We start from the raw sequence: 26,998 nt of genomic DNA on the forward strand, positions 1-26,998 counted from the left end.
ACTGGCTGTAGCTACTGCTGCCGGTGATCCGGCGCCGTAGTGTACTTTAAAAAAATCCTGCATGACAATTATCGTTTATTTTGTGAATTTTGCTGAAAATGGCAAAAACGGGAATCGACGCTTGCAGGGTCGCTCCTGCCACATTTCGAGACATTGCAGCAGACAAATCCCGCTACACTGGAATAACCAGACCGTGCCGGAGTCGCCATGACCAGCCCCGCCCCTAACCCAGCAGTACCTGCGCACGACGGGCTCCTGCAGGCCCGCGCCGCGCTTTACAGCACTGGCGCCAGTGCTGCGCTGGCCCTGCCGGCCGGCATACACAAACTGGCATTTCCCGCTCAGCGTCAGGCTGTGCTCTACATTCCGCCAGTCAGTACAGGCCCGCTACCATTGATGGTTCTGCTACATGGCGCCCGCGGCCAGCATGGCGGTGCCGACGCCGCGGCCCTACGCTATGCCGTGCGCGAACAGGTGCTGCTGCTGATCCCGGAAGCACGCGGCACCAGCTGGGATATGTTCCGCGGCGGCTATGGCCCCGATCTGGACTTTCTCGACCAGTCAATGAAATGGGTTATGCGCCGCCATGTGGTGGATGCGGAAGCCATTACGCTAGCCGGCTTTTCCGACGGCGCCTCGTATGCCCTGTCCGTAGGGCTGATGAATGGCGAACTATTCAGCGATATTCTGGCTTTTTCACCGGGCTGCATGCTGCCCAATGGGCGCAGCGCCAGCCCGCGCATCTTCATCGGCCATGGCACGGGCGATGCCGTGCTGCCGGTCGAACGGGGCCAGTCGCTGGCCACGCAACTGGCCAACGAAGGCTATCAGGTACATTACGCGGAATTCGATGGCGGCCATCTGGTGCCGCCTGCCGTGGCCGAAGCAGCGTTTGCGCTGCTGGGCCACGCTGATGCTAACCTGCCGCCAGCATAGGCTGCAGACGCTGCCACACCAGCTCCGGCGCCAGCTTGACCATGCAGTCCTGATGGCCAAGCGGACATTCGCGCTGCTTGCACGGCGCGCAGGCGAGACGCAGCGAAATCGATGCCGCCAGATCGGAGAACGGCGGCGCATGATCGGGATCGGTAGGACCATACAGCGCCACCACGGGACGGTTAAGCGCCGAAGCAATGTGCAGCAGGCCGGAATCATTGGCCACCACGGCACTGCTGCCGGCAATCAGGGCGATCGCTTCGGCCAGCGAGGTAACGCCGGCCAGATTGAATACCTGCGCGCCAGCCAGTTGCGCCGCCACTTCGCTGCAGGCCTCTTTATCCTTCGGTGAGCCCAGCAAAATCACCTGGGTGGCAGGCTGCTGTGCCACCACGGCACGCGCCAGCGCGGCAAAATGGCTGGCCGGCCAGCGCTTGGCACCACCGAATTCCGCGCCCGGCGCCAGTGCCAGCACAGGCTGCGCCACAGCGATACCCAGCTTGGCACACACTGCCTCGCGCTGGGCGGCGGCTACCTGCATGCGCGGCTTGGGCAGCGCGCTGCGCATGGCGGCAGTCTGCTGCGCCAGCACGGGCCCGCCCAGCGCCGCATAGAATGCCACCATGGGACGCGGCGGGGTTTCGTCATGGTGCATCAGATTGATCAGACCATAGCGGCTCTCGCCCTTGTAGCCGACCCGTTGCGGGATGCCGGCCAGCCATGGTATCAGCGCGTACTTGATGGTATTGGGCAGTACATAGGCATCGGCATAGCCGCGCTGGCGCAGCAGCCGCGCATACTTCCAGCGCTCTTTCAGCTGCAGGGCGCCATGGCGGAACGGAGTCTCCAGCACCTCGGCCACTTCAACCATCTGACGCCAGACAGGCGACACCGCCGGCGGCGCCAGCACGTCGATAGCACGCTCAGGATGGGCGGCTTTCAGTAGCTGCAGCAACGGCTGGGCCATCACGGCGTCGCCTATCCAGTTAGGCGAAATCACCAGGGTACGCAGTTGGCTCATGCCTTCTCTCCACTCGCGGGCGGCGTCTGCGTATTCAGACACAGGCCTATCAACAGGAACAACATCAGCGCGTAGAACATACAGCTACGCACCGACCAGAAAATCACTTCGGTCAGGCCGAAAGCAAAGTAGCTGAGCACCAGCAGCAGGCCAGCCAGTGCCGGCGCGTAGGCGCCATTGCGGCTGGCCTCAGCGCAGTTCAGCATACGGATGAAAAACAGCATGGGCACGACCAGCGTGGCGCCCCATACCAGCAGGCCCGCCACGCCGCCGAATACCAGCGCCTGCAATATATCGTTGTGATAGTGGGGGAATTCCAGCACATAGGGATGCACGCGCCCGGCCGCTACCAGCGCTTCCAGCTCGCTGCGCTCGCTAACAGGGTTCAGGCCCAGTAGCGGATGCTGGCGGATCAGCTGCACGGCACTGCGCCACAGCTCGAAGCGTATGCCCACATTGGTATAGGTTTCGCCCCCGCTCAGATACTGTTCCACATCGTTGATGCCCTGATCGACGCGCACCCGCGCACCCGTCTGCGGAATGAAGAAAGCGCTCACCATCAGCGCCAGCGCCAGCAGGGCCAGCCCCTTGCGCAGACGGCCGCGCAGCACATGGCTGTAGCGCAGCAGTACGATCAGCGCGAACACGATGGCGACCCAGCCGCCACGCGTGCCCGATGCAATCGAACCGAACAGACCGGCCAGCGCACCGAGACCGGGCCAGATGGCGGCACGGCCGGGGAAATCCTGCATACCGGCCAGGCACAGCAGGCCCATACACAGCACGATATCGCCGAAAGTGATCGAATTAATCAGCCCGCCCGGACGGTCCACCCCCAGCCCCCAGCGCTGATAGGCTATGAAGATGGCGCCGGCGATGGTGCCGGCAATCAGCCCCCACCACAGGGCGCGCCGCTGCGGCCGCAGCGCCAGCACGGTGAGCATCACGGTGGCGGCAGCCAGCATGCGGGTGGGCTTTTCCATATCGCGCAGCAGCACGCCGTCGCTGAAGCACAGATGCAGCACTGCCAGCAGCAGGGCCAGCGCAAACGCCATCAGCACGGGCCGCACGGCCGGCAGATGCACGCGCAAGGCTGCCCGCGCAGGGCGCTGATAGACGATGGCCGCCAGCAGGAAGGCAAAACTGCACAGGCCTACGCCAAAACTGCTGATCAGCGCCAGGAATGGCAGCATGAAAATCAGGCTGTGGATAAAGACAGTGCTGGCGCGATTCGGAGGTGAGCTATTATTCATGCATTCTTATGTTTTATGCGGTGCGACGGGACTGCCCTTCGTGCGCGCAGTTTCCAATATGCCATCGCCCACTATTTCCGTCGTCGTCACCACCTATAACCGTCCCGATGCCCTGACTTGCGTCATCGAGGCCTGCTTTGCCCAGGACGATCAGAACTTCGAAATCATTATCGCTGATGACGGCTCCGGCCACAACACGCAGCAGGCCATCGCCGCCCTGCAGGCCCGCGCGCCCATGCCGCTGCGCCATGTGTGGCAGGAGGATCTGGGTTTCCGCGCCGCCCGCGCGCGCAATCTGGGCACGCTGGACGCCCGCGGCGACTATATCGTCTTCCTCGACGGCGACTGCGTACCGCAGCGCGATTTTATCAGCCAGCACCGCAAACTGGCGCAGCGCGGCTATCTGGTCTCGGGTAGCCGGATTCTGCTGAGCGAACAGGCCACCGCCCGCACCCTGCGCGAGCATATCGACCTGCAAAGCCTGACGCTGGCCCAGAAACTGGGCTGGCGCGCCCGTGGCGATACCAACAAGGTGCTGCAGCTGCTGGCCACCTGGCCCGACCTGTGGCGCACCAGCAAGCGGTTTACCTGGCGCCGCATCAAGAGCTGCAATCTGGGCGTCTGGCGCAGCGATCTGGACATGGTCAACGGCTTCGACGAGAGCTTCCTCGGCTGGGGCCACGAAGATTCCGATCTGGTGGTGCGCCTGTTCAATGCGGGGGTGATGCGCAAGGACGGGGCTTTCAGCACGGAGGTGTTCCACCTGTGGCACCGGGAAAACCAGCGCGATCAGGAGACCAGCAACCGCAAAGTGGTGCTGCAGCGCGCCGTGGACCGCACCGTGGTGGCCGTGCAGGGGCTGCGCGAGCACGCCTGAAGCGCCGGCGCCCTGCGCGGATACGCCGGGAGCGCCCCGCTCAGCCTTCGCTTTCGAGCATGCTGATGCGCACCAGATCGGCCACGTTGTCCACCCCCAGCTTAGCCATCAGGCGGGCCTTGTGCACTTCCACCGTGCGCACGCTGATGCCCAGTTCGGGGCCGATATCGCGGTTATGCCGTCCCGTCACCACCAGCTTCATCACTTCGCGCTCGCGCGGCGTCAGCTCGCCGAGCAGGTGCACGCTGCGGTCACGCTGCTCCTGCGCCGTATGATGGCTGCGGGCCAGCTCCAGCGCTTCGTCGATGGCCGCAATCAGCTTGCCATCATCGAACGGTTTTTCCAGAAAATCGACCGCATTGGCGCGGAATGCTGCGCGCGCCATGCTGACATCGCCGTGCCCGCTCATGATGATGATAGGCAGCGCGCAGCCGCGCTTTTGCAGCTCCTGCTGCAAGGCCAGACCATCCATGCCGGACATGCGGATATCGATCAGCAGGCAGCCGCGCCAGCCCGCCTGCCACGACTGCAGAAACGCTTCGCCGCTGGCGAACATGGCGGTGCGGTAGCCGCGCACGCCCAGTAGCAGGCCCAGCGCATCGCGCACTGCCGGGTCATCGTCGACGATAAAAATAGTTAGATCATGTTGCATTATTCACCTGCGTATTTACCTGCTCGCCAGACCGACGGTCATCAATCTGCGCACTCTGTGCCGGCGCTTGTACCGCCGGCCCTGTTTCCTGTTCGTCGGCACGCGCTAGTGGCAGAGCCAGCCTGAAAATACCATGTTGCGCCACTTCTGCCCACAGCGTGCCGCCGTGCGCTTCCATCATGGCGCGGCTCAGCACCAGCCCCAGCCCCAGTCCGCTCGCCTTGGACGAAACAAAAGGCTCGAACAGGCGCATGGCCTGCGCCGCCGAAATGCCTTTACCGCTATCTTCCACCGTCAGCTGCATGCTGCCATGGCGGCTGCGGCGCTGGCCCGCGATCTGGTTCACCGACAGTGTCACGTGACGCTGCCCGGCCGGTTGCTCCTGCACGGCTTCCATGGCATTGGCCAGCAGATTGCGCAGCACCAGTTCCAGCTGCAGCCGGTCAGCCTGTACCGCTAATGCAGGCCCCGGCAATACCGTCAGCACCACCCCGTGCTCGCGCATAGTCCCGCTAAACTGCTGGCTGACCGTGGCCACCACCTGATCCATCTGCAGCAATTCCAGCTTGATGGCGCCGGTGCGGAAAAAATCGCGCAGACGGCGCACCACATCGGCCGCACGGCCCGACTCGGCGATCATGCGCTGGATCGCCCCCTTCAGCACCGCGCCACCCTCGCCCCGTTCCAGAAGCAATTCGCATGCCTTGCCATAGGCGCCCAGTGCCGTCAGCGGCTGGTTCAATTCGTGCGCCAGCGCTGCCGCCATTTCACCGGCAGCAGCCAGCCGCAGCGTGCGTTTCAGCTCGTTCGACGCCTTGCGCAGCTCATCGACCGCAATGCCGATGGAAAAGCCCACCAGCGCCAGCACGGCATCGAGCATTTGCAGTTCGTGCACGGCAATGTCCACCGCGTGGTTCCATTTCACCAGCGCACCGATTGCTGCCTGCAGCGTAAACACCATCAGCGCCGTACCATATAGCCCCTGGCGGAAGGCTGCCCAGATCACCGGCAGGAACAGGAAATAGAAGTGCTTGAATTCCGATGTGGCGATCGAACCGAACACCAGAAACAGCACGCCTATCGTCAGTCCCAGATAACCCAGCGTCTCGGCACGCCACACGGTGGCAAACAGGCGCTGCCGCCCGGAGGAACTGGACAGCATCCAGAACAGCGGCATCGACACCAGTATCCCCACCACATCGCCTATGCCGAAGCGCAGCACGGCTTCGCTCCACTGCCCGAGCGGAATCAGCCCGCCCGCCCACAGCAGGGCGATATAGCCGAGGTCATTGAGCAGCACCCCCACCACCACAATCAGCACCCAGCGGAACAGACGGTCGCGGCTATCGAACACCCCGCCATCACCGAACTGGCGCCGCAGCATGGTACCCAGCAGGCCATAGCCGCAGGTCAGCCACAGCGAACTGATCAGCGTCAGCGCCCAGCCGGCCGGCAGGCCACGCACCAGCAGCTCGCCGCCTATCAGCGCCACGCACCACGGCAGAGCAGCCTGCCAGCCGTAACGCAGCCAGAACACCAGCCCCAGCGCCGGATCGGGATTCCACGGCGTGATGTTCAGGCCGTACAGCGGATCGACATAGGTAGCCCAGTCGAACAGCAGGTACAGCGCTATAAACGCCGGAAATTCCAGATAGCCGGGACGGATTTTTTGCATACAGGGTTTATGTATCGTTTTGTAGCATTATGCATGCTCTGGTTGCAATAATCACTGCTTTTTTTCCTACGTGTTTCCCTTATATTTCAAGAGGTTTACGTCTTACGGAGGCTATTTTCCCAGACCAGCATTATTAAGGGAAAAGCGTAGTCCTTTACACCAATTTACATTGCGTTACATAGCACGTATGATAGAGGATTAAATAAAGTGCAATGAAAGTTTCCCGATGCCTAACTCCATATCTCTCCGGTCCGGCGTAACCGGCTTCCGTGGCCTGAAACGGCTGCGCGAGTCGCTGAAACTTTCCGTGCGCGGCCTGTGGCATCAGGAAGCTACCGGCGCATGGCTGGGCTTTCTCAATTCGCACCCGCTGTTTCTGGAGCTGGTGCGTGCCCGCCCGCGTCTGCTGTACAAAATCTACCGCCCTTATCTGAGTAATACCGCCAGCTGCCAGCAGCGCGTCAGCCTGATGCAGCAGCATTACGGCTTCATCTTCCGTCAGGGCCTGGGCCCGCTGACCGTGCGCGCGGCCCGCGCTCCCGTGCTGCTGGGGACGATTAGCGGCAAAACCGGCCTGCCCTACCATATCCAGCTGCGCGCCATCGAACCGATGGAACGCGAAGGCGAGCTGGTACTGCAACTGCTGCAAGGCGAAGCGCTGGTCTATAGCTGCGCCTTCTCCTTCCTGCAAGGCACGCGCGGCATGCAGCTGGGCGTAGGCTGCATGCAGGGTCCGAAAGGCGAACAGGGCCTGCAGCTGATCAAGGACGCCACGCGCGAATTGCACGGTCTGCGTCCCAAAAACCTGATGATCAAACTGCTGAGCCAGATCGGCCACGACCACGGCTGCGTGGAAATGCGTCTGGTCAGCAATGCCAATCGCGTGGTCCAGAGCGCCACCCGTCAGGGCAAGGTACATGCCGACTACGACGCCCTGTGGCAGGAACTGGAAGCGGCGCGCCGCAGCGACGGCGACTACCGCCTGCCCTGCGCGGCCATCAGCGCACCCGATCTGGCCGCGATCGCCTCCAAAAAGCGTTCGGAAGCGCGCAAGCGCCACGAAACCCTGCTCGAACTGGCGCTGCACATCCGCCACAGCCTGCATGCGCCACGCTTCGAAGCCGTGCCGGGCACGCTGGGCCAGCACTATCCCGTCAAACCGGCACCGCAACTGCTGGACGACGAACTGGCACTGGCTTAACAGCGCTGCGCCCTTGCTGCCTGCAGTGCCGCAGCAAGGGTCACGCCGCCGGCTAGTATTCGATCGTCACTTCGCTGGCGCCCAGCACCTGCTGTAGCGCCAGTTGCAGCTCATCCGACGGCGCCACACGCCAGCCTTCGCCCAGCTGCAGCACGCAGCTTACCCCTTGCGGCATCACCCGTAACGACACCGGCAGACCATCGGCCTGACGGTGCGGCGTCAGCAGCTCGGCCATCTTGCGCGCATCGATCGTCGCCGGCAGGGCCATGCCCAGCTGCTTGCCGTAGTTGACCCGCGCCGTGATGATGTCGAATACCCGCTCGGCCGAAATCCGCAAGCCGCCATTGAAACGGTCTTCCGACACCTTGCCCACCACGGCGAGGAATTCGTCTTCGCGGAACATGTGCTTGTTCTCTTCGAACACCTCGCTGTACACGGTTACTTCCACCACCGAGGTCTTGTCGTCGAGCGTAACGATCAGGATCTTGCCGCGCTGGGTCATCTGCGGCCGCACGCCCGTAATCACGCCGCACAGCATGCGCGGCTCGCGCGACGGTTCCAGTTCGGACAGCTTGGTGCGGCAGAAGCGCCGCGCTTCCGGCGCAAACGAATCGAACATATGGCCGGACAGGTAGAAGCCCAGCGCGATCTTTTCTTCGGCCAGCTTCTGCCGGTCGGTGAACGGCGCCGTCTTGACATACTCCGGCGGCGCCACCAGATCGCTATCGTCACCGCCGAACAGGCTGACCTGATTGGCGGCGCGGGCTTCCTGCTCGGCGCATTCCATGGCAAAGCCGACCGATGCCAGCAGTACGGCACGGTCCACCTTCAGGCAGTCGAACGCGCCCGAACGGATCAGCGATTCGATGGTGCGGCGGTTGATCTGCTTCTTGTCCACCCGCTTGCAGAAATCGAACAGGCTGGTGAACGGGCCGCCCGCTTTACGCGCCGCGATGATGGCTTCGATGGCGTTCTGGCCCGAGCCTTTGACGGCACCCAGACCGTAGCGGATATGGGTGACTTTCTTGCCCGTCACGGAAGGCGCCTCGCCCTCCGGCGTGAAGCGGTAATCCGAGTGATTGATATCGGGCGGCAGGATGGTCAGGCCGCAGATATCGATGGCGTCTTCCACCAGGATCTTGACCTTCTCCGTATCGTCCATGGCCAGCGACATATTGGCTGCCATGAAGGCGGCCGGATGGTGCGCCTTCAGATAGGCCGTGTGATACGACAGCAGCGCGTAGGCAGCAGCGTGCGACTTGTTGAAGCCGTAGCCCGCGAACTTTTCCATCAGGTCGAAAATCTCGTCGGCCTTTTCTTCCGACAGGCCGTCCTTGGCCGCACCGGCGCGGAAAATGGCGCGGTGTTCGGCCATCTCTTCGGCTTTTTTCTTACCCATGGCCCGGCGCAGCATGTCGGCGCCGCCCAGCGAGTAGCCGCCCACGATCTGCGCCATCTGCATCACCTGCTCCTGATACACCATGATGCCGTAGGTTTCCGACAGAATCGATTCGGTACGGGGATCGGGATAATCGAACTTCTCGCCGTGCTTACGTTTGCAGAAGTCGGGAATCAGGTCCATCGGGCCCGGACGGTAGAGCGCCACCAGCGCGATAATGTCCTCGAAACGGTCGGGCCGCGCATCTTTCAGCATGCCCTGCATGCCGCGCGATTCCAGCTGGAACACGGCCACCGTTTTAGCCTTGGTCAGCAGCTCGTAGGACGGGCGGTCGTTCAGCGGCAGCCTGGCCAGATCGAAATCCGCCTCGGCCGGATCGAGGTCCTTGATGTAGCGGACCGCGCGGTCCAGAATGGTCAGCGTGGTCAGGCCTAAAAAGTCGAACTTCACCAGACCGACCGCTTCCACGTCGTCCTTGTCGTACTGCGACACCACGCCGGTATCGCCGGACTGGGTGTACAGCGGGCAGAAGTCGGTCAGCTTGCCCGGCGCGATCAGCACACCACCGGCGTGCATGCCGATGTTACGGGTAATGCCTTCTACCTGCTGGGCCAGATCGAGCAGCTGGGCCACTTCTTCCTCGTTCTGCTGGCGCTCCTTGAGCATGGGCTCTTCTTCGATCGCATCGGCAATCGACACGGGCTTGCCCGGCTTGAACGGAATCAGCTTGGAGACGCCGTCGCAGAAGTTATAGCCGAAGTCCATCACGCGGCCCACGTCGCGGATCGCGCCCTTGGCCGCCATGGTACCGAAGGTGGCGATCTGCGACACGGCATCGCGGCCGTACAGGTCCTTGACGTGCTGGATCACCAGCTCGCGCTTTTCCTGACAGAAGTCGATATCGAAGTCGGGCATGGAAACCCGTTCCGGATTCAGGAAACGTTCGAACAGCAGATTGTATTTGAGCGGATCCAGATCGGTAATCTTGAGCGCATACGCCACCAGCGAACCGGCACCGGAACCCCGCCCGGGGCCGATAGGCACGCCGTTGTTCTTGCCCCACTGGATAAACTCGGCCACGATCAGGAAGTAGCCGGGGAACTTCATCTTGATGATGGTGTTGTTCTCGAACTCCAGCCGCGCCTCGTAGCGCGGGCGCTCCTGCTCGCGTCTGACGGGATCGGGAAACAGATGCAGCAGGCGCTCTTCCAGCCCTTTCCTGGTTTCGGCCACCAGAAATTCATCGATGGTCATGCCGGGGGTAGGGAAGTTAGGCAGTTGCGGCTTGCCCAGCGTGAGCGTCAGGTTGCAGCGCTTGGCGATTTCCACCGAGTTCTGCAAAGCTGCCGGCAGATCGGCAAACAGCTCGCGCATTTCCGCCTGCGACAGGAAGCGCATCTGCTCGTTGAACTTGCGCACCCGCTTGGCATTGGCCAGCAGCTCGCCTTCGGCGATACATGTACGCGCTTCGTGCGCAATGAATTCTTCCGCCTTGAGGAACTGCACGGGATGGGTGGCCACCACGGGCAGGCCCAGTTTGGACGCCAGCGCCACCGAATGGCGCACCTGCGATTCCTGATTGGGCTGGCCGGCGCGCTGGATCTCGATATAGAAATGGCTGGGGAATATGCTGGCCCATTTCTGCGCCAGCTGTTCGGCCAGCGCCGGATTGCCGTTTTCAATCGCCATGCCGATGTCGCCGAAGTGGGCGCCGGACAGGGCGATCAGGCCGTTGGCCGGGTTATCGTCGGGCAGTAGCGGATAACTCTGCTGCGTCAGTTCCTGCAGCCATTCCGTGCGGATTTCGGCGCGGCCGCGGTGCTGATTGGTCAGCCAGGCTTTGGACAGCAGTTCGCACAGCTGCAGATAGCCCATGCGGTTTTTCGCGAACAGCATCAGGCGCGAAGGCTTGTCGCGGTTCTCGTCATTGCTGATCCAGCAGTCCACCCCGACCACAGGCTTGATGCCCTTGCCGCGCGCCGCCTTATAGAACTTGACCATGCCGAACATATTGGCCAGATCCGTCACTGCCAGCGCGGCCTGCTTGTCCTTGGCCGCCGTGCTCACCAGATCGTCGATGCGCACCAGTCCATCGACGATGGAATACTCGGAGTGCACGCGCAGGTGGACGAAATCCGGGCCGGTGGGCAAGGCTGCCGGGGCGGAATCGGCGGAGGTTGCTGCTGGGTCTACTACCATGGTCATATGCTGCTCGATGCGGGTTCAATATCCTCCTATTCTACCGTGCGGGACGGCCACTCCGGAAATCAACTAGCATACGTAGCGCGCACTGATGTTGTAGAAAATATAATTCTGTGTTACGCCCCGCTGGGCGCGAAAAAACCGCAGACGGTCAAGCTTGCGTATAATGTCGTCTCCCAAAATTTTTTGATCTGGATCATCATGCACGCTAATACTGCTTTACAAGCTGAAGCGCATGCCGCCGCAACTGCCGCCGCTGCCGCTCACGTCAACATCGCCGCTTACAAATTCGTCACCTTTGACGATACGGAAGCCAAACGCCCCGAATATCAGGCCATTTGCCAGCGTTTAGGCCTGAAAGGCACGATACTGCTGACCCCGGAAGGCATCAATATGTTCCTCTCCGGCCCGCGCGCCCACATCGACGAATTCCTCGCCTGGGTGCGCAGCGACGCCCGTTTTGCCGATCTGGAAGTCAAGGAAAGTTTCTCGAACGAGCAATCACACAAGCGCATGCTGGTCAAGCTCAAAAAAGAAATCATCACCATGCGCATGCCGCTGATTAAGCCGGAAGAAGGCCGCGCGCCGTTCGTCGAGGCGGCTACGCTCAAGCGCTGGCTGGACAACGGCGTCGACGACAAGGGCCAGCCGGTGGTGATGGTGGATACCCGCAACGATTTCGAAGTGGATGTGGGCACCTTCAACAATACGGTCGATTACCGCATCAGGAAGTTCACCGAGTTCCCCGAAGTGATCGCCGCGCACAAGGAAGACTTCACCGGCAAGACCGTGGTGACCTTCTGCACGGGTGGCATCCGCTGCGAAAAAGCCGCCATCCACATGCAGAACATCGGCTATCAGGATGTGTATCAGCTCGAAGGCGGCATCCTCAAGTATTTCGAGGAAGTGGGCGGCGACCATTACACGGGCGACTGCTTCGTGTTCGACTATCGTACGGCGCTCAATCCCAAGCTGGAACCGACTGAGACCGCCCAGTGCTTCAACTGCCGCGCCGTAGTGACGCCACGCCAGCAACTGGCGCCTGAATTTGTCGAAGGCAAATCCTGCCCGCACTGCTACGGCAAATAAGCTCCCGACCGCAAGGACCGCGAATACGGCAGGTCCAATCAGGCTTTCTCCCCAAATCCAAAGTAGTAACATCCCTACATTCAGCAAACATGTAGGGATGTCGTCATGGTCATTACTACCATTACTAGTCGGGAATTCAATCAGCAGGCAAGCGAAGCCAAACGGGCAGCCAACAAAGGGCCGGTATTCATCACCGATCGAGGTCGTCCAGCCCATGTATTGATGAGCTTCGAAGAATATCAGCGCCTTACCAAGCAAAGACGCAATATTGCCGATGCTCTGGCAATGCCGGGGCTTGCCGACATCGAATTTGATCCGCCACGTGCAAACATTGAAATCCAGCCGGCAGATCTCTCATGATGTTTATTCTCGATACCAACGTGGTATCCGAACTACGCAAAGTGCGACACGGCCAAGCCGATAAAAACGTCACAGCCTGGGCGAGTAGCGTGGAAGCCACCGACCTTTTCGTATCAGTGATTACCATCATGGAGCTTGAGCTAGGCGTTTTGACTATCGAAAGAAAAGATCCAGTTCAGGGAGCCATGTTACGGACCTGGCTGGCCCAGCACGTTCTACCTGAGTTTGCCAAACGCACCCTGCCGATTGATAGCGTGGTAGCACAACGCTGCGCCAAATTGCATGTACCCGACAAACGTGGCGAACGCGACGCACTGATTGCTGCCACGGCACTGGTGCATGGCATGACACTGGTCACTCGCAGCATTGCCGATTTCATCGGTACCGGCGTGACGCTGATCAATCCATGGGAGTAGTCTTCAATCTCAACGAAACTACCCAGATAGCTGTGAGCAAGCCAGCCAGCTTATCAGCCCAGTCGGTCTTTCGCGCCAAGGTAAGCAAGGTTGCGTTCTCGCTTGCCGACAGCAATCACCGTCACGTACAGCACCTCATCTTCAACCCGGTAGACCAAGCGGTATCCTGCTGCCTTGAGTTTTATCTTGTAAAAATCAGCCATGCCATGTAAAGCGGCACTCGGCACCCGTGGTTGCTCTAGTCGCTCGGCTAATTTCTTCTTAAATGGTTCCCTCACACTAGCATCTAGCTTCTGCCACTCAGCCCAAGCCAGCTTATGGAAGCGTAATTTAAAGCGCATTCAGCGCCACATCGACAAACGGACCGCTGGCACGTTCACGCACCAGCTTGGCATCTTCTAGATCCTCCATCCGTGCAATCAGCATCTCGTAGTAATCGGCCGATAGCAGGTATGCCTCAGGCCGATTGTGATTAAGCACGGCGACCGGCGTGTTTTCCATTTCCTTGAGGATATTGGCATAGTTACGCTTTAGCTCCGTAACACTCACGGTAATACTGGCCAGCAATGTATCCATCGTCATTTCCTAGCGCAAATTAAATGCTTATTTAAGCATCTAATATAACATGATTTTCATCTTCAAGTTGTCGCCGGCACTGCATATGGAAAATGAAAAAATGGGGGACGTAACTGAACTGACCTCATTAATTTGAACCGCAGCACTACAGGCGCTAATGAAGAAATCCAAGATACTGTCCAGCGAGAATTAGAAATGCGGCGGAAAATCTAATTGACGCCAGACACAGGGAAGGTGTACGCCTAGCGGCAATCGATTTTGACATCAAACTGTCCAGCCTTTTCTCCCCGCTTATATAAAAAAGTACATGCTTTGATTGCATCTGGCATACGCCGGGAAAGCGTTAGCTGATTGTGAGTTCCGTATCCACACTCAAGCCATTTACCATCGGGAAAATCTCGCTGCAAATTGTAAGTGTATGACCAAGTATTTTTGCCACGCCGGGAAGTATATTCAGCCAGATCTCCGTGCTGCTCAGGCGGGCCGGCAATAGGCGTGGCAGAGTTAAGATATAGCACCCTGCTGCCCTCGACGCGCCATTCCTGCAGCGCAGAAACGCCTTCCGGCGCCATTGTGATCGGCACAGACGGCGGGCAATTCAGTTGGTCCACGTCTGCTGCGTGGCTTTGCGCCGTGAGCACAGCAGCAAGCATTAAGTTGGCACGCATAGGGCTATTCGATGACAAAGAATGCGTCCGCATTGTCACTCGGGAATTTAAAATTGCCCTTTTTATCTTTTCCCTGGCATTTCAGGAAGCGGGAGCTGATTTTTCCGCTCTTCTTGGTCTTCCACTGATCCATCACGTAAATGCCGTCGGCTCCCTGCCGAAGAAACAGGGCGGCATGATTGCCATGGGGATGATTCGCATATCGCCCACGCACAAACGTAGCAATTGCAGTGCCTTTCTTCAACAACGAATTCCCTACCACCGCATCGCCTTGGCGCCACAACGAAGTGACCGGTGCGCCGGCATAGCGTTGAACCAGGGCCACGCATTGATGTGTGCCAACCATTTCGTGTTCTTCCAGTGTATCCGCATTTGCATATTTGTATGACATCGCGCACCCCTTAGGATTTGAAACAGGAATAACCGTGTTTCAATCTAAGGTAAGGCACAGGAGAACTATTTGCGTTGGGGCAAATCAGAGGAGAGTAGGCAGAGCTTCAAAGAACTCACGCCGAATATCTACTAGGCGGACCGGTTAAATGAAGCCATCCGCATTGCTAGGGTAAATAGGCTCCTTACTAAATATGCCGCAAGCATCAACAGTCGCAGCGAATCAATCTGGTTTTATCGAAGGTAAATTCTGCCCGCACTGCTACCGCAAATAAGCGCGCCACTTGCCGGCATAGCATGCCGCTGCTGAACGGCGGCGCAACATACCGGCGCCTCGGGCCTGACCTGCTCCGCCTATCTCATCCTATTCCGCACACGGAAGTGCTAACTCAAACTAACAACTTGGGTTATCCTGAGCAACCTTACGCTCCGAATGTGAAAGCATAAACTATGACGGATTGGACTTCTGGCTATGTTGCAACGATAGGCTATACCTACGGCTATTACGCCGAACTGAATTCTCTGCATATGCGGCTTGCCTTCCTACAGGCAGGCATCGCCTTGCCGCAAATTGGCACCGCCTGCGAACTGGGCTTCGGCCAAGGCGTTAGCACCAATTTTCACGCTGCGGCAACGCCTACACGCTGGTTCGGCACCGACTTCAATCCGTCCCAGGCGGGCTATGCCCAATCGCTGAGTCTGGCTTCCGGCGCCACTACCGGGCTATATGATCAGGGCTTCGACGAATTCTGTCAGCGCAGCGATCTGCCGGATTTTGACTTCATCGTCTTGCATGGCATCTGGAGCTGGGTATCCGACGAAAACCGCAGCATCATCGTCGATTTTATACGGCGCAAGCTCAAGGTCGGCGGCGTGCTCTACATCAGCTACAACACCCAGCCGGGCTGGGCCACCATGGTGCCCATGCGCGATTTGCTGATTACGCACAGCGAGGTCATGGGCAACGCCGCTCAGGGACTGGTGCCGCGCATTGACGATGCACTGGCCTTCACCGACAAATTAATGGCGACCCAGCCTAGGTTTGCCAAAGTCAATCCGCTGGTCGGCAAGCGGCTCGCCGAGCTCAAGTCGCAGGACCGCCATTATCTCGCCCACGAATACTTCAACCGCGACTGGCTGCCCATGCCCTTCTCGCGCATGGCCGAGTGGATGACACCGGCCAAGCTGGACTTCGTCTGTTCCGCCAATTATATGGAACACATCGACGAGCTGAATCTGAACCCGGAGCAGCAAGAATTGCTTCAACAGATAAACCACCCCGTATTCCGCGAAACCGTGCGGGACTTCTGCGTCAATCAGCAGTTCCGCCGCGACTACTGGATCAAGGGAGCGCGCAAGCTCTCACCGCTCAAGCAGATCGAGCAGGCGCGCGCGCAGGCAGTGGTGTTGACCAAGCCGCGTTCCGGTATCTCGCTCAAGATCGCCACCCATCAGGGCGAAGCCACAATGCAGGAAGCGGTGTACGGCCCGCTGCTCGATTACCTTGCCGATTATCAGGTCAGGACACTGGGCCAGATCGAGCAGCATCTGCGCCCGCTCAACATCGAGCTTCCGCAGATCATCCAGGCTAGTCTGATACTGGGCGGGATAGGCGCGTTGAGCGCAGCCCAGTCCAGCCCCCCGGACGCGCAAAGCTTGAAGCAGACGCAGCAGCTTAATGCCTATCTGTGCCGTGAAGCCTGTAGCGGCAGCGAAATTACCTTCCTCGCCAGCCCTGTCACGGGCGGCGGTATTGCCGTGTCCAGCGTGCATCAGATTTTCATCCATGCTTTGCTGGAAGGCCATGCCAGTCCGGAAGGCTGGGCCAGTGTGGCGTGGCAGGCGCTGCAACAGCTAGGTCGCTGCGTGCTACGCGACGGCAAGGCGCTGGTCAGTGCCGAAGAAAATCTGAGCGAACTGTGCGAGCAGGCCGCACACTTCGCCCAGCAACAGCTGCCGCTATTGCGAGCGCTGCAGGTAGTCTGAACGATTGCGCCTGAGGCTGGCGCAGCGGCATGCTACGCCAGCCCCTATCGCTAGACTGCGTAACGGCGCGCCAGCGCTATGGCGCGCCGGTCGACATAACGCTCGAAGCAATAAGCCAGTGCAAACGTCGCGCCGGCTCCGACAAGCACGCTGAGCGCACATGCCCATGCGTAGGAATAGCCTGCCAGCGCAGCAAATATGGCGCAGCCTAGCGTAATCAAAATCGGGAAATGCAGCAGATAGACGCTGAACGACAAGCGTCCCAGACCAGTCAGCAACGGGCGCGACAGCCAGCGCTGTAGCGGCACGCACAACAGCACACCCATAAAGATCGCCAGCGCACCGATCTGGCTCTGCCAGTGAAAATCGCTGTCGGCATGATACAGACCCAGCTGCCCGATAGCATTCCAGACGGTACTCAGCAGGGGTATGGATTTGCTGCCGCACGCCATCAGTCCCGCCAGCACCATCGCTAGCCCAGCCACATTTTTCAGGCGCGGGCGTATGGCTTGCAGCCACGGCCAGACTTGATACAGGCAATAGCCGGCCAGGAATAAGGACAGCTGGCTGCTACCGGCCAAGCAGAAAAATAGCAGCAGCACAGGCCAGCGGCGATGCCCTCCCAGTCCGCGCAGGAGATAGACCAGCGCAATCAGCATCAGCGATCCCCAGAATTCCACATGAATAGTCCACATGGGGGAATTGAGCGCAGTTTCGAGCGGCGCCACATGCATCAGCGAGGCCAGTTGGGGCCAGGGAGAAAACACCGACAGATTCTGATAGCCGGCCAGCAGTGAATTCCATAGACCGTCCTGCAATAAGGGCCAGATCTGCATGGAATTATGATTCATGAAATCCAGCCATGGCGAACGGGAGTAAGCGAAAGCATGCTGTTTCGCCGACGGCAAGGCCAGGCTCAGGATGACCGCCAAACCAAACGCCGCAAGCACAGGCAGCTGCAAGCGTATCAACCGCTTCAATGCAGTGCGCCATGCTGGCATCGTGGAATACTGGAACGAGGGCGCCAGCACAAAGCCGCTCATCACAAAAAACAGGTACACCGAGGAATACCCGTCCAGCAATAGAAAAAACGGACTGTGGCTCAGCCAGCTCTCGGCCGGGAAGCGCGCCTGGCCCGGCACACGAGCCAGTACGGGTAAAAAGGCTGCGCAGTAATGCAGCAATACAACCTGACAGGCGGCCAAACCACGCAAGCTCTCCACGAACAGCAACTTGGGTGCTGCGGGCAAGGCGCCGTTCTGCTTCACTGCTATTGCTTAGGACGGGGCAACAGCTGCTGCAATGCGGCCTGATACGCATTGCGTGCCGTCTGATAGATTGCCAGCTGGGCGGACAGGTCCGCCATCTGGGCATCGACAAACTGCAGGCTCGTAACCTGTGCACGCGCCTCTTCGCTCAGATCAGCCACCTTGTAGCTTATGCCGTCTACGGTGACTTCCAGCTCATCATCCATCATCATCTTCATGCCGCTGGCCTGAAATAGGGTGCTATTTCACGTAGGTCGTCGCCCGACAGGGTGCCGACTGCCGCACGCATACGCAAAGTGATCAGTAGATAATTGTAGCGGGCCTGAGCCTGATCGCGCTTGACAGTAAATAGCTGCTGGCGGGCGTTGAGCACATCCAGATTAATCCTCACGCCACCAGCAACGCTACGCTGGGTAGCGTCTATCAGGGTAGTAGCAGAAGCCACAGCTTTTTCCAGCGCGCCGAGACGCGTGATGCTGCTCAGCAGAGAGCTATAATCCTTGCGCAGTTCCAGTACCACTTTATCGGTCTGGGCTTGTAAATCAGCCTCTGCTTTCAGCTTGTTGGCCACCGACTGACGCGTCTGGGCATTCACCGCACCACCTGAATACAGCGGAATATTGATCTGCACGCCCAGGCTACGTATGGTCTGATCTTGATTCACCGTAGTGATGGAGTCAGAAGCCGTCTTGCCATAAGTGGCGACAAAATCCACGCGGGGAGCATGGCCGGAGCGTTGCCGGTTAATATCCTGCGTAGCGATTTCCACGCCGAGCCGGGCAGCCTTGATATCGGGATTGCGTTCCAGCGCGATAGTCTTCCACGCTTCAAAACTCACACTATCGGCGGGCCGCGGAGCAAAGTCCAGCATCAGCACGTCGAGCGTGCCGATCTCGCCGCCGACGATGGAACTCAGAGTGTCGCGCGAAAACTGCAATGCGTCTTCCGTTTCGAGCACCTGCGCCTGCGAGGCATCGAGCCGCGCCTGAGTTTCCAGCATATCGGTACGGGTACCCTCGCCTTTCTCGAACAGCCGGTCATTAACCTTGCGCTGTTCCAGATACATGTCACGCTCCACCTTGGCCAAGGCCAGCAGGTCCTGTTTATACAGCACATCGAGGTAGGCACTCATCACTCGGACGATGACTTCCTGCTGCTGGCTAGCGAACTGGGCATCGGTATACTTGCTCTGCGCCGCACCCTGCTTGAAGCGGAACCAGCCATCCAGATTGAACAGCGACTGGCGCAACTGCACCGTCGAGGAGCGGCTGATATAGTCGTAGGGATGGATGTCCTTGCCAACTTCGAGTGTCGTGCGATTCTGGCTAGCGCTATACGAGCCATTTATCGACGGCAGCAGATTCGACATGCCCAGCGTACGGTTCTCTTTACCGGCTTCGGCCGCATAATAGGCGGCACGGTAAGCCGCATCGTTTTGCAGCGCCGCCTCGTATGCCTGCAATACCGTCATGGCATGAGCACCCGGCAGCGCGAACAGAGAGCCCAGCCCCAGTACGCCTGACAACGCCAGGCGCAGCGTGCTTTGCTTTAGCGGATAAGCCATATCAGTCCTCCGTCATCGAGGATTTGGCGCGGTCGAACAGCGGCTTAAGCAGGTAGCTCATCATGGTGCGCTCGCCAGTCTTGACAAACATATCAACAGGCATACCCGGTACGATCGCCAGTTTTTTCTGCTGGATCAGCTTCACGCCTTCCGGACTTACCCGGGCGCGGACCTTGTAGTAAGGTGCGCCGGTACGCTCGTCGATGCTGCGGTCGGCCGCAACCTGTATGACTTCGCCTGGAATGTGCGGCGTACGATTGGCATTAAACGCGGCGAAGTTCATTTCCACCGGCAGGCCCACATGTATCCGGTCGATCAGATTGACGGCCAGCTGGCCTTCTACCACCAGTGCATCGTCATCCGGTACGATTTCCATCAGCTTGGCACCGGCGCCCACCACACCGCCCTTGGTGAATACGCTGGAACCGACCACCACACCAGCCACCGGCGCTTTCAGTTCCACGCTGCCCACGTCAAATTTCTGCCCGGTCAGGCGGCCTTGCAGTGCTTCCGCTTCTTTGCGCGCATCGGCCAGCTGGCTACGCACTTCCTTCTGGTAGTCGCTCTGGCGCAGGGTCTTGCGCAGCTGGGTTTCGCTGATCTGCTTCTGTGCCCGGCCCAGCGTTCCCGTGTCTTCGGCGATGGCGCCAACCACTTGCTCATAGTTGCGCTTCACATCGAGATAGCGGTTACGCGCGATAAAACCATCCTTGGCCAGATCCGCCATGCTGTCGATCTGCTCTTTCAGCATGGCCAGCTGGGCCTTCTTGCTGGCACGCGATTCTTCCACGCCTTTGACTTGCGCTTGCAAACCGGCGATGGTTTCGTCCATAACGCTCATTTCGCTTTGCAACGACGCCTGGCGCGAACTGATCAGCTGATTCTGCAAAGCCATCGCTTCCGTCGTCTGGCTTTCGCTGCGATACTCTTGCAGCGACTCAGGCAAGCTCACCGTATGTTTGCCTTGCAGCTCGGCGAGCAGGCGTGCTTCCGCGCTGCGTGCGCTGATGTACTGAACCTGGGTAATATCGAGCGCCGACTTGGCTTGCACCGCATTCATTCGCACCAGCACCTGGCCAGCAGCGACATGATCGCCATCTTTGACCAGAATGTCCTGCACGATACCGTTTTGCAGATACTGTATGGCCTTCTTGTTGCCTTCTTTGGTGACCGTACCAGACAGAGGCGAACCCTTGTCCAGCGGAGCAAACGAGGCCCAGAGCACAAAGCCCAACACACCGGCCAGCACGATCAACCATCCCAGCCGTGCGTAGGCGGCTGCATCGGTGTTGACAGTCAGCGGCGCCACATCATGGCTAATCACTTCGACCGCAGCATCCTGTTTTTTGATCATATTCATGTTTATTCCTATTCCGTTGCTGCGGCCTTGGCCGCTTGCGCTGCCGCAGCTGCCTGCACTTCCGCCTGTTGCGCGGCCAGCTGGGCCTGCGCCTGACGCTGGCTTTCCTGCAAGGCCTGCAATACATCGTTGGTCATGCCGAACATGTGCAAAGCACCATCACGCAACAACAATAACTTGTTGGTAGCACCGATCACACTGGTGCGGTGGGTGATCAGCACGATAGTCTTGCCGCGTGCGCGCAAGTCATTGATTGCCATCAGCAGTGCGTTTTCGCCCACGTCGTCCAGATTCGAGTTCGGTTCATCGAGCACCAGTACGGACGGATCGCCATACATGGCACGCGCCAGCCCCAGACGCTGGCGCTGGCCACCGGACAGGCCGGCACCGCCATCACCCAGCTTGGTGTTGTAACCGTCCGGGAAATGCAGAATCAGATCATGCACCCCTGCCCGTTTGGCCGCCAGTACAACTTTCTCGGGATCGACTTCGCCAAAACGGGCGATGTTGTCGCTGACCGTACCGGCAAACAGCTCAATATCCTGCGGCAAATAGCCGATATGAGGTCCCAGCTCAGCCTTGTTCCATTGGTAGATATCAGCGCCATCGAGACGGACTTTGCCCATCAAGGCCGGCCAGATGCCCACCAGCAGACGCGCCAGCGTGGATTTGCCCGAACCGCTAGGGCCGATCACGCCCAGCACATCCCCGGGATTGATGGCGAAGCTGATGCCTTTGAGCACAGGCGCCTTGGCGCCCGGTGGCGAGGCCGTTACGCCTTCCACGGTGATTGCGCCATTTGGCTTAGGCAGCGCCATGCCAACTTCGCGCTCCGGATTTTCTTCCAGCAGCTTGGTCAGACGCTCGTACGCGCTACGGGTACTGGCCCACGATTTCCATACCGCGATCACCTGCTGTACCGGCTGCAAGGCACGGCCCACCAGTATCGAGGCGGCAATCATCATACCCGCCGTAATCTTATTTTCCAGTACCAGCAGCGCACCAAAGCCCAGCACCAGCGATTGCAGGGAAACCTGGAAGAATTTGGTCACTGCGCCCACCATACCGGCTTTTTCGCTAGCGTCGGCCTGCAAGTGCAGGAAGCGGCTATGCAGCTTCAGCCAGCGGCCCATCAGATTAGGCAGCATGCCCATCGACTCGATCACTTCGGCATTGCGCAGGTTGTTAGTGGCCAGTGTGGAAGCGGCAATCGCCATGCCGTTCGCTTCGGCCAGCGGCTTGTGCGATACGCGTTCATTCACATAAGCGCACAGCACCAGCACTGCCGTGCCGCACAGAGCGAACACACCAAGCGAAGGCTCGAAAGCGAAAATCACGATCAGATAGATAGGGAACCACGGTGCATCGAAGAAAGCGAACAACGCATTCCCCGTCAGGAACTGGCGCAGGTTGGTCAGATCGGCCAGTGCCTGGCCCGCATTGACGCCGCCACGCTTGAGATTCTGTTCGAAGGCGGCGGTGTAGACACGCTTATTGAGCTGCATATCGAAGCGCGCACCCACGCGCACTAGCACGAAGCTACGGATCAGCTCCAGCCCGCTCATAAACATATACGCCACCAGCATCATCAGCGTCAGCATCAGCAGGGTGACCTCGTTACGGCTACCCAGCACGCGGTCATACACCTGCAGCATGTACAGCGATGGCACCAGCATCAGCAGATTGCTGATGGCACTGAAGGTACCGACGGTTACAAAGGTACTTTTAAACGTCAGCAGTATTTGCTGAATTTCGTTCTTGGATTTAACTAGAGGGTTTTTCATGGATATGTCCGCCATATCGCCCAACTCGGGCGAGAGCAGACATTATCGCCTATGTAGCGCAAAAAATGTGATCCTCGTCACATTTTTTTACGATAATTCATTGCTAACCGGAACTTTCTGCCAGCAATAAAACAATATCAGACATAAAAAAAGCCGGACTGTTGCCAGTCCGGCTTTGGGATCTAGTGCTTACTAAGCGACTATATCTCTCATCTAAAGCCGGGAACCTGCAGCAAGCTGCGTGTTCCCGGTAGAGTCGGAATTAGCCGATCAGCAGAACTGGAGCGGTTGCGTTGTTCAGCGAAGCGGTGCTCAGATCAACCAGACCGGTCAGTTTCACAACGATGTCGGTGCCAGCTTGGAACGTGGTGGCGTTCGACAGATCTTCCACGATGTAGGTGTTGCCAGCGTACTGGAACCACTTGATCGCGGCGTTAGCAGCACCGGTTGCACCAGCAGCAGCCAGATCAACGTAGTTCTGGAAGGTTGCGGTGTCACCCAGCGACAGCTTGGCGGTGGTGAAGGTCTCGGTACCGTTGTTAGCCAGCTGGATCGAATCGCCGCTCGATGCATCGGTGATGGTCGAGTACACGTTGACGTTCGACGATGCGGTAGCAACGATGAACTTGTCGCGGCCAGCGCCACCGGTCAGGGTGTCAGCTGCGCCGTTAGCGGTCAGCGTGTCAGCGCCCGAACCACCGATCAGACGATCGGAATTCGCACCGCCAGCGGTCAGGTTGTTGGCTGCGGTAGCCGAACCGGTCACGGTCTGAGCCGCGGTACCCGAGGTGGTGTAGGTGAAGCCAGCAGTCATCGTGCTTGCGTTCACGGTGGTCACCAGAGCTGCGGTCGAGGTCAGCGACAGAGCTGCGTTGCCCGATACGGTGATCGAGGTAGCAGTGTCACCAGCCACGGTCAGCGTGTTGCTGTTGGCAGCGGTGGTGTCGGTGTCGGTCGACGAGATTACCAGCGACTCAACCTTGTTGGCGGTCACGGTACCAGCGGTGATACCAGCAGCCGACGACAGAGCGATGTTGAAGCTGTCGGTGGTTGGGGTGGTGAAGGCGCTGCTCGAAACAGCGTATGCACCAGTGGTACCAGCGATGCTGCCCGAGATGGTCAGGGTGCCACCGGAGGTGAAGCCGTCCAGGGTCAGAACGCCGCCGTCAGCTTCGCCGCTAACGATAGCCGAGTTGTAACCGCCCAGGGTGTCAACGTGAACCAGCTGTGCACCGGTACCGCCGGTCAGTTGCAGGGTTTCGAAGTTGGTCACTTTGGTCGAGAACAGGCTGTTAGCCGAAGCGGTAACTGCGTCAGCAGCAACCATTACCAGGGTGTCGGTACCGTCGCCACCGTTGATCAGGCCGGTTACCGAGGTGGTGCCCGAAGCCAGAGTCAGTTTGTCGTTACCAGCGCCCAGGGTGATAGCCTTGGTAGGAGCAACAGCCGAAGTGGTCACGTTGTCCACACCCGAGCCACCTTCGTAGGTTGCTTTGGTAGCGTCCAGAGTGATGGTGTTGGTGCCCGAGCTAGCCGAAGCGTTCACGTCGGTAACGGTGGTGAGTGCACCAACGTTTGCCGTCAGACCAGCAGCGCCCGAAACGGTCACGGTTGCCAGCGAGGTCAGACCAGCTGCCGAGGTCAGGGTCAGGCCTTTGGTACCCGATACGTTCAGAGCAGTAACGCCACCGAAGGTGATGTTAGCCAGCGTCGAGTTTTTGGTGCCCGAGGTGGTGACATTCAGGGTGGTGTAGATGTCTGCGTCGTCCAGAGCACCGCCGGTCTGAGCATTGATGTTCAGATTCAGGGTCTTCACGGTTGGGGTGGTCAGACCGCTGTTGTCGATGTTGATGTTGCCCGAACCGCCGGTTACATTCAGGGTGCTCAGTGCAGTGTCATTGATCTGCGCGGTGGTGAAGTTGCTCAGGGTTGCCGAAGTGATCTTGCCCAGAGCCGTTGCGCTACCTGCGTTCACGTCGGAGATCGCGATGGTGTTAGCAACAACACCAGCGTTACCCACAACTGCAGCAACAGCGTCCACACCTTGTGCGGTGGTGGTTGCAGCCGCACCTACGCCGCTAACAACGATGTCGGTCACTGCACCAGCCGATGCACCGGTGAAGACTACGGTGTTGCTGGTTGCGCCCGATACAGCACCCGACACGAAGGCCGAGGTGTTGAACGCGCCGGTGTACACACCCAGGGTCGAGTTACCTTGCAGAGCGCCAGCGGTCAGGTTGGCGAAGGCAGCAGCGGTTTGAGCGATGGTGGTGCCAGCAGCGCCAGCGGTGAAGGTCAGGCCGTTCACGGTAACCGATTGGCCGCCGGTCAGGGCGGTGAAGGTTACGCTTGCCGATTCCGTCGCAACAGCCACTGCGTCGCTCTGGTTGTGTACGGTAGCGATAGCGTCGTTGGTGACGGTAACAGCGGTGGTGTTGGCGCCGCCGGTCACTGCAACAGCAGCTTGGGTCACGGTGAAGTTGCTGGTATCAGCAGCAGCAGCGGTGTTAGCAGCAGCCGAAGCAGCGTGCTGGGTCACAGCGATGGTGGTGCCGCCTTTAACAACAACGTTGCCCAGGGTGAAGTCAGCTGCGGTCGAGGTGCTGTAAGCACTGGTCGAGTCAACAGCGATAGCGCCGGTAGGCTTGGTGGTGTTACCAACGGTGATGGTGCCGGTGCTGACGCCAGCGGTGGTCACGTTCACGGTGGTGCCGCCGTCGATAGCGATAGCGGTTGCGCCTTGTGCTTTGGCGTTAACCGTTACGGAACCGGTAACAGCGGTGGTGCCGCCCACGGTCACAGCGCCGGTGGTGTTCTGGTTGATCACCAGAGCGCCTGCGGTGCCGTCAACGGTGATGGTGCCAGCGGTGCCGTTTTCGGTGATGGTCACTGCTTTACCGCCAACCACGGTGGTGGTGTTGGTGTTTGCAGTGTTGGTCAGGGTGACGTCGGTGGTAGCAGCAGCTTTAACGTTGTCGTTACCGATCGAGTTCACAGCCAGGGTGGTCAGGCTGTCTACGCCGCTTACGTCGTACACAGCAGCCGAGGTAGCAGCAACAGCAGCCGAGCCAACTACGTTAGCTTGTGGGGTTGCTTGTACCCAGGTCACATCGCCAGCAGCGGTGTTGACTACGGTGGTGATGGTAGGCAGAGCGGTGCCGGCTACTGGAGCGGTCACAACAACTTGGTTGCCAACGGTGGTAGCAACGGTCGAACCAGCGATCGCGTTGATTGCCGAGGTTACCAGTGCGCTAACTTCAGCAGCGGTCACGGTACCGTCCATTGCAGCGGTGGTAACACTTACGCCGCCGTAGGTAACGGTGATGGTGTTGGTCGAACCAGCGGTCACCACGGTTGGGGTGATGGTCAGCACTTGCTTAACAGCAGCAACAGCAGCGCTACCAGCCGAGGTCACTTGACCCAGCGAACCAGCGGTGTTGATGGTGATGGTCTGGATGTTTTTCAGGGAAACGCCTGCTGGCAGGGTGGTTGCCATCAGCGACGAAGGATCCTGAATCGACAGGGTGTTTTTGCCGGTGCCGCCGTCGATCGAGTCCAGAGCGGTCAGGGTTGCGCCGGTAGCGTTGTAGGTGTCGTCGCCTGCGCCGCCCAGGAAGGCTGCGCCAGTGTCTACGCCAGAGGTCAGGGTGAAGCTCTTAGGCGTTGCGGTGTCAGGTACTGGCAGCAGTTTCTGTGCAGTAGCGTGTACGTTGGCAACAGCGGTAGCCAGGGTGTCATCGGTGGTCACGCCAGCGATGTAGGATTTAGCAGCAGCCAGCACGTCAGCAGTACCCGACGAGTAAGCTACGCGCTCAGCTTCGTTACCGGCGGTGCCGATTTCGGTGGTGAAAGCAACAGCAGCGGCCACTTTGTTGTTGAATACTGCGCCGTCGGCGTTAGGAGTGCCGTCAGCATTCAGAGCACCAGCGGTGATGAATTTTACCAGGTCAGCAACGGTGATTTCTTTGGCGGCGATTTTTTTGCCCCAGAAATCCAGACCAACGCTGTCAGCGGTACGGCCGAACAGGTTCTGGTACACGGTGTTGACGATAGCGTCTGCGCTCTTGCCTGCGTAGGCGTTGGTGTATTCAGCTGCGTTGTTGAAGTTCTTGCTGATGGTATCGATCGAGGTACCGTTGTTGTAAGCGTTAACCCAGAACGCCAGACCAGCTACGTCGGCAGGACGGTTGTAGTACGCAACGTACAATTGTTGAATCAGTTCAGTAGGTGTAGCCATTTGTATAACTCCTAGGGTTAATAAATAAGCGCTTCGGCAACGCAACCTGCGAACCGCAAGACAGCGTACCGAATCATGGCAGAG

General features: G+C 59.2%; 22 protein-coding genes. 7 read left to right on the plus strand and 15 right to left on the minus strand.

Annotation, left to right across the window (positions count from 1 at the left end; translation table 11 throughout):
- Positions 1-207: 207 nt before the first annotated feature.
- Positions 208-936 carry an alpha/beta hydrolase gene (locus GTP27_RS04935; protein ID WP_161038049.1) on the plus strand — a complete coding sequence of 243 codons (729 nt, stop codon included), beginning with the start codon at positions 208-210 and terminating at the stop codon, positions 934-936.
- Here the strand turns inward: GTP27_RS04935 and waaF are convergent.
- Positions 917-1,957 carry a lipopolysaccharide heptosyltransferase II gene (gene waaF, locus GTP27_RS04940; RefSeq protein WP_161038050.1) on the minus strand — a complete coding sequence of 347 codons (1,041 nt, stop codon included), beginning with the start codon at positions 1,955-1,957 and terminating at the stop codon, positions 917-919. The genes GTP27_RS04935 and waaF overlap by 20 nt on opposite strands.
- On the minus strand, positions 1,954-3,210 hold the full coding sequence (locus tag GTP27_RS04945) for an O-antigen ligase family protein (protein ID WP_161038051.1): 1,257 nt from the start codon (positions 3,208-3,210) through the stop codon (positions 1,954-1,956). Before GTP27_RS04945 ends, waaF begins: the two co-directional genes overlap by 4 nt.
- 58 nt (positions 3,211-3,268) lie before the next feature.
- On the opposite strand from GTP27_RS04945, the gene GTP27_RS04950 reads away from it, so the two are divergent.
- Complete coding sequence (locus GTP27_RS04950) at positions 3,269-4,087, plus strand: glycosyltransferase family 2 protein (protein WP_161038052.1); 819 nt, start codon at positions 3,269-3,271, stop codon at positions 4,085-4,087.
- A 40-nt stretch (positions 4,088-4,127) separates the two neighbouring features.
- On the opposite strand, the gene GTP27_RS04955 is transcribed toward GTP27_RS04950, so the two are convergent.
- Positions 4,128-4,739, minus strand: coding sequence for a response regulator transcription factor (locus GTP27_RS04955; RefSeq protein WP_161038053.1), 612 nt, complete (start codon positions 4,737-4,739; stop codon positions 4,128-4,130).
- Positions 4,729-6,414, minus strand: coding sequence for an ATP-binding protein (locus GTP27_RS04960; protein ID WP_161038054.1), 1,686 nt, complete (start codon positions 6,412-6,414; stop codon positions 4,729-4,731). Before GTP27_RS04960 ends, GTP27_RS04955 begins: the two co-directional genes overlap by 11 nt.
- 226 nt (positions 6,415-6,640) lie before the next feature.
- On the opposite strand from GTP27_RS04960, the gene GTP27_RS04965 reads away from it, so the two are divergent.
- Positions 6,641-7,615, plus strand: coding sequence for a VirK/YbjX family protein (locus GTP27_RS04965; RefSeq protein WP_161038055.1), 975 nt, complete (start codon positions 6,641-6,643; stop codon positions 7,613-7,615).
- A gap of 52 nt (positions 7,616-7,667) precedes the next feature.
- Here the strand turns inward: GTP27_RS04965 and dnaE are convergent, their stop codons facing one another.
- Positions 7,668-11,219, minus strand: coding sequence for a DNA polymerase III subunit alpha (gene dnaE, locus GTP27_RS04970; RefSeq protein ID WP_371865884.1), 3,552 nt, complete (start codon positions 11,217-11,219; stop codon positions 7,668-7,670).
- Between the two features lie 198 nt (positions 11,220-11,417).
- Between dnaE and GTP27_RS04975 the strand changes: the two genes are divergently transcribed.
- The 3 genes from GTP27_RS04975 (at position 11,418) to GTP27_RS04985 (ending at position 13,081) form a co-directional block, all read left to right on the plus strand.
- Complete coding sequence (locus tag GTP27_RS04975) at positions 11,418-12,305, plus strand: sulfurtransferase (RefSeq protein WP_161038056.1); 888 nt, start codon at positions 11,418-11,420, stop codon at positions 12,303-12,305.
- A 105-nt stretch (positions 12,306-12,410) separates the two neighbouring features.
- The gene (locus tag GTP27_RS04980; RefSeq protein ID WP_161038057.1) at positions 12,411-12,665 is read left to right on the plus strand and encodes a type II toxin-antitoxin system Phd/YefM family antitoxin; all 255 of its coding nucleotides are present in this window, start codon (positions 12,411-12,413) and stop codon (positions 12,663-12,665) included.
- Entirely contained in the window at positions 12,662-13,081 is a 420-nt protein-coding gene (locus GTP27_RS04985; protein WP_202416551.1) for a type II toxin-antitoxin system VapC family toxin, read from the plus strand. Before GTP27_RS04980 ends, GTP27_RS04985 begins: the two co-directional genes overlap by 4 nt.
- Positions 13,082-13,134: 53 nt before the next feature.
- On the opposite strand, the gene GTP27_RS04990 is transcribed toward GTP27_RS04985, so the two are convergent.
- The 4 genes from GTP27_RS04990 to GTP27_RS05005 form a co-directional block, all read right to left on the minus strand.
- The gene (locus tag GTP27_RS04990; RefSeq protein ID WP_161038058.1) at positions 13,135-13,422 is read right to left on the minus strand and encodes a type II toxin-antitoxin system RelE family toxin; all 288 of its coding nucleotides are present in this window, start codon (positions 13,420-13,422) and stop codon (positions 13,135-13,137) included.
- A complete protein-coding gene (locus tag GTP27_RS04995; RefSeq protein WP_161038059.1) occupies positions 13,412-13,657 on the minus strand; it encodes a type II toxin-antitoxin system Phd/YefM family antitoxin in 246 nt (81 codons plus the stop codon). Before GTP27_RS04995 ends, GTP27_RS04990 begins: the two co-directional genes overlap by 11 nt.
- Before the next feature lie 242 nt (positions 13,658-13,899).
- Complete coding sequence (locus tag GTP27_RS05000; RefSeq protein ID WP_161038060.1) at positions 13,900-14,325, minus strand: STY0301 family protein; 426 nt, start codon at positions 14,323-14,325, stop codon at positions 13,900-13,902.
- A gap of 4 nt (positions 14,326-14,329) precedes the next feature.
- A complete protein-coding gene (locus GTP27_RS05005) occupies positions 14,330-14,716 on the minus strand; it encodes a BPSL0067 family protein (RefSeq protein WP_161038061.1) in 387 nt (128 codons plus the stop codon).
- Positions 14,717-15,165: 449 nt separating this feature from the next.
- On the opposite strand from GTP27_RS05005, the gene GTP27_RS05010 reads away from it, so the two are divergent.
- Positions 15,166-16,701, plus strand: a complete 1,536-nt coding sequence (locus tag GTP27_RS05010) for a class I SAM-dependent methyltransferase (protein ID WP_161038062.1) — start codon at positions 15,166-15,168, stop codon at positions 16,699-16,701.
- A gap of 50 nt (positions 16,702-16,751) precedes the next feature.
- Here GTP27_RS05010 and GTP27_RS05015 read toward each other — a convergent pair whose 3' ends face one another.
- The 6 genes from GTP27_RS05015 to GTP27_RS05040 form a co-directional block, all read right to left on the minus strand.
- Positions 16,752-17,969 (minus strand): acyltransferase family protein, encoded by a 1,218-nt coding sequence (locus GTP27_RS05015; protein ID WP_161038063.1) that lies wholly within the window; start codon positions 17,967-17,969, stop codon positions 16,752-16,754.
- A gap of 2 nt (positions 17,970-17,971) precedes the next feature.
- Positions 17,972-18,187: a DUF6447 family protein gene (locus GTP27_RS05020; RefSeq protein WP_229633385.1), complete on the minus strand. Its 216-nt coding sequence runs from the start codon at positions 18,185-18,187 to the stop codon at positions 17,972-17,974.
- Positions 18,184-19,533 carry a TolC family outer membrane protein gene (locus GTP27_RS05025; protein ID WP_161038064.1) on the minus strand — a complete coding sequence of 450 codons (1,350 nt, stop codon included), beginning with the start codon at positions 19,531-19,533 and terminating at the stop codon, positions 18,184-18,186. Before GTP27_RS05025 ends, GTP27_RS05020 begins: the two co-directional genes overlap by 4 nt.
- A 1-nt stretch (position 19,534) precedes the next feature.
- Complete coding sequence (locus tag GTP27_RS05030) at positions 19,535-20,893, minus strand: HlyD family type I secretion periplasmic adaptor subunit (protein ID WP_161038065.1); 1,359 nt, start codon at positions 20,891-20,893, stop codon at positions 19,535-19,537.
- Between the two features lie 8 nt (positions 20,894-20,901).
- Positions 20,902-22,677: a type I secretion system permease/ATPase gene (locus tag GTP27_RS05035; RefSeq protein WP_161038066.1), complete on the minus strand. Its 1,776-nt coding sequence runs from the start codon at positions 22,675-22,677 to the stop codon at positions 20,902-20,904.
- 262 nt (positions 22,678-22,939) lie between these two features.
- A complete protein-coding gene (locus GTP27_RS05040) occupies positions 22,940-26,914 on the minus strand; it encodes a DUF4214 domain-containing protein (RefSeq protein ID WP_161038067.1) in 3,975 nt (1,324 codons plus the stop codon).
- Between the last annotated feature and the right edge of the window lie 84 nt (positions 26,915-26,998).

Source organism: Duganella qianjiadongensis, from assembly GCF_009857915.1.
In the GTDB taxonomy this organism is placed as follows: domain Bacteria; phylum Pseudomonadota; class Gammaproteobacteria; order Burkholderiales; family Burkholderiaceae_D; genus Rugamonas; species Rugamonas qianjiadongensis.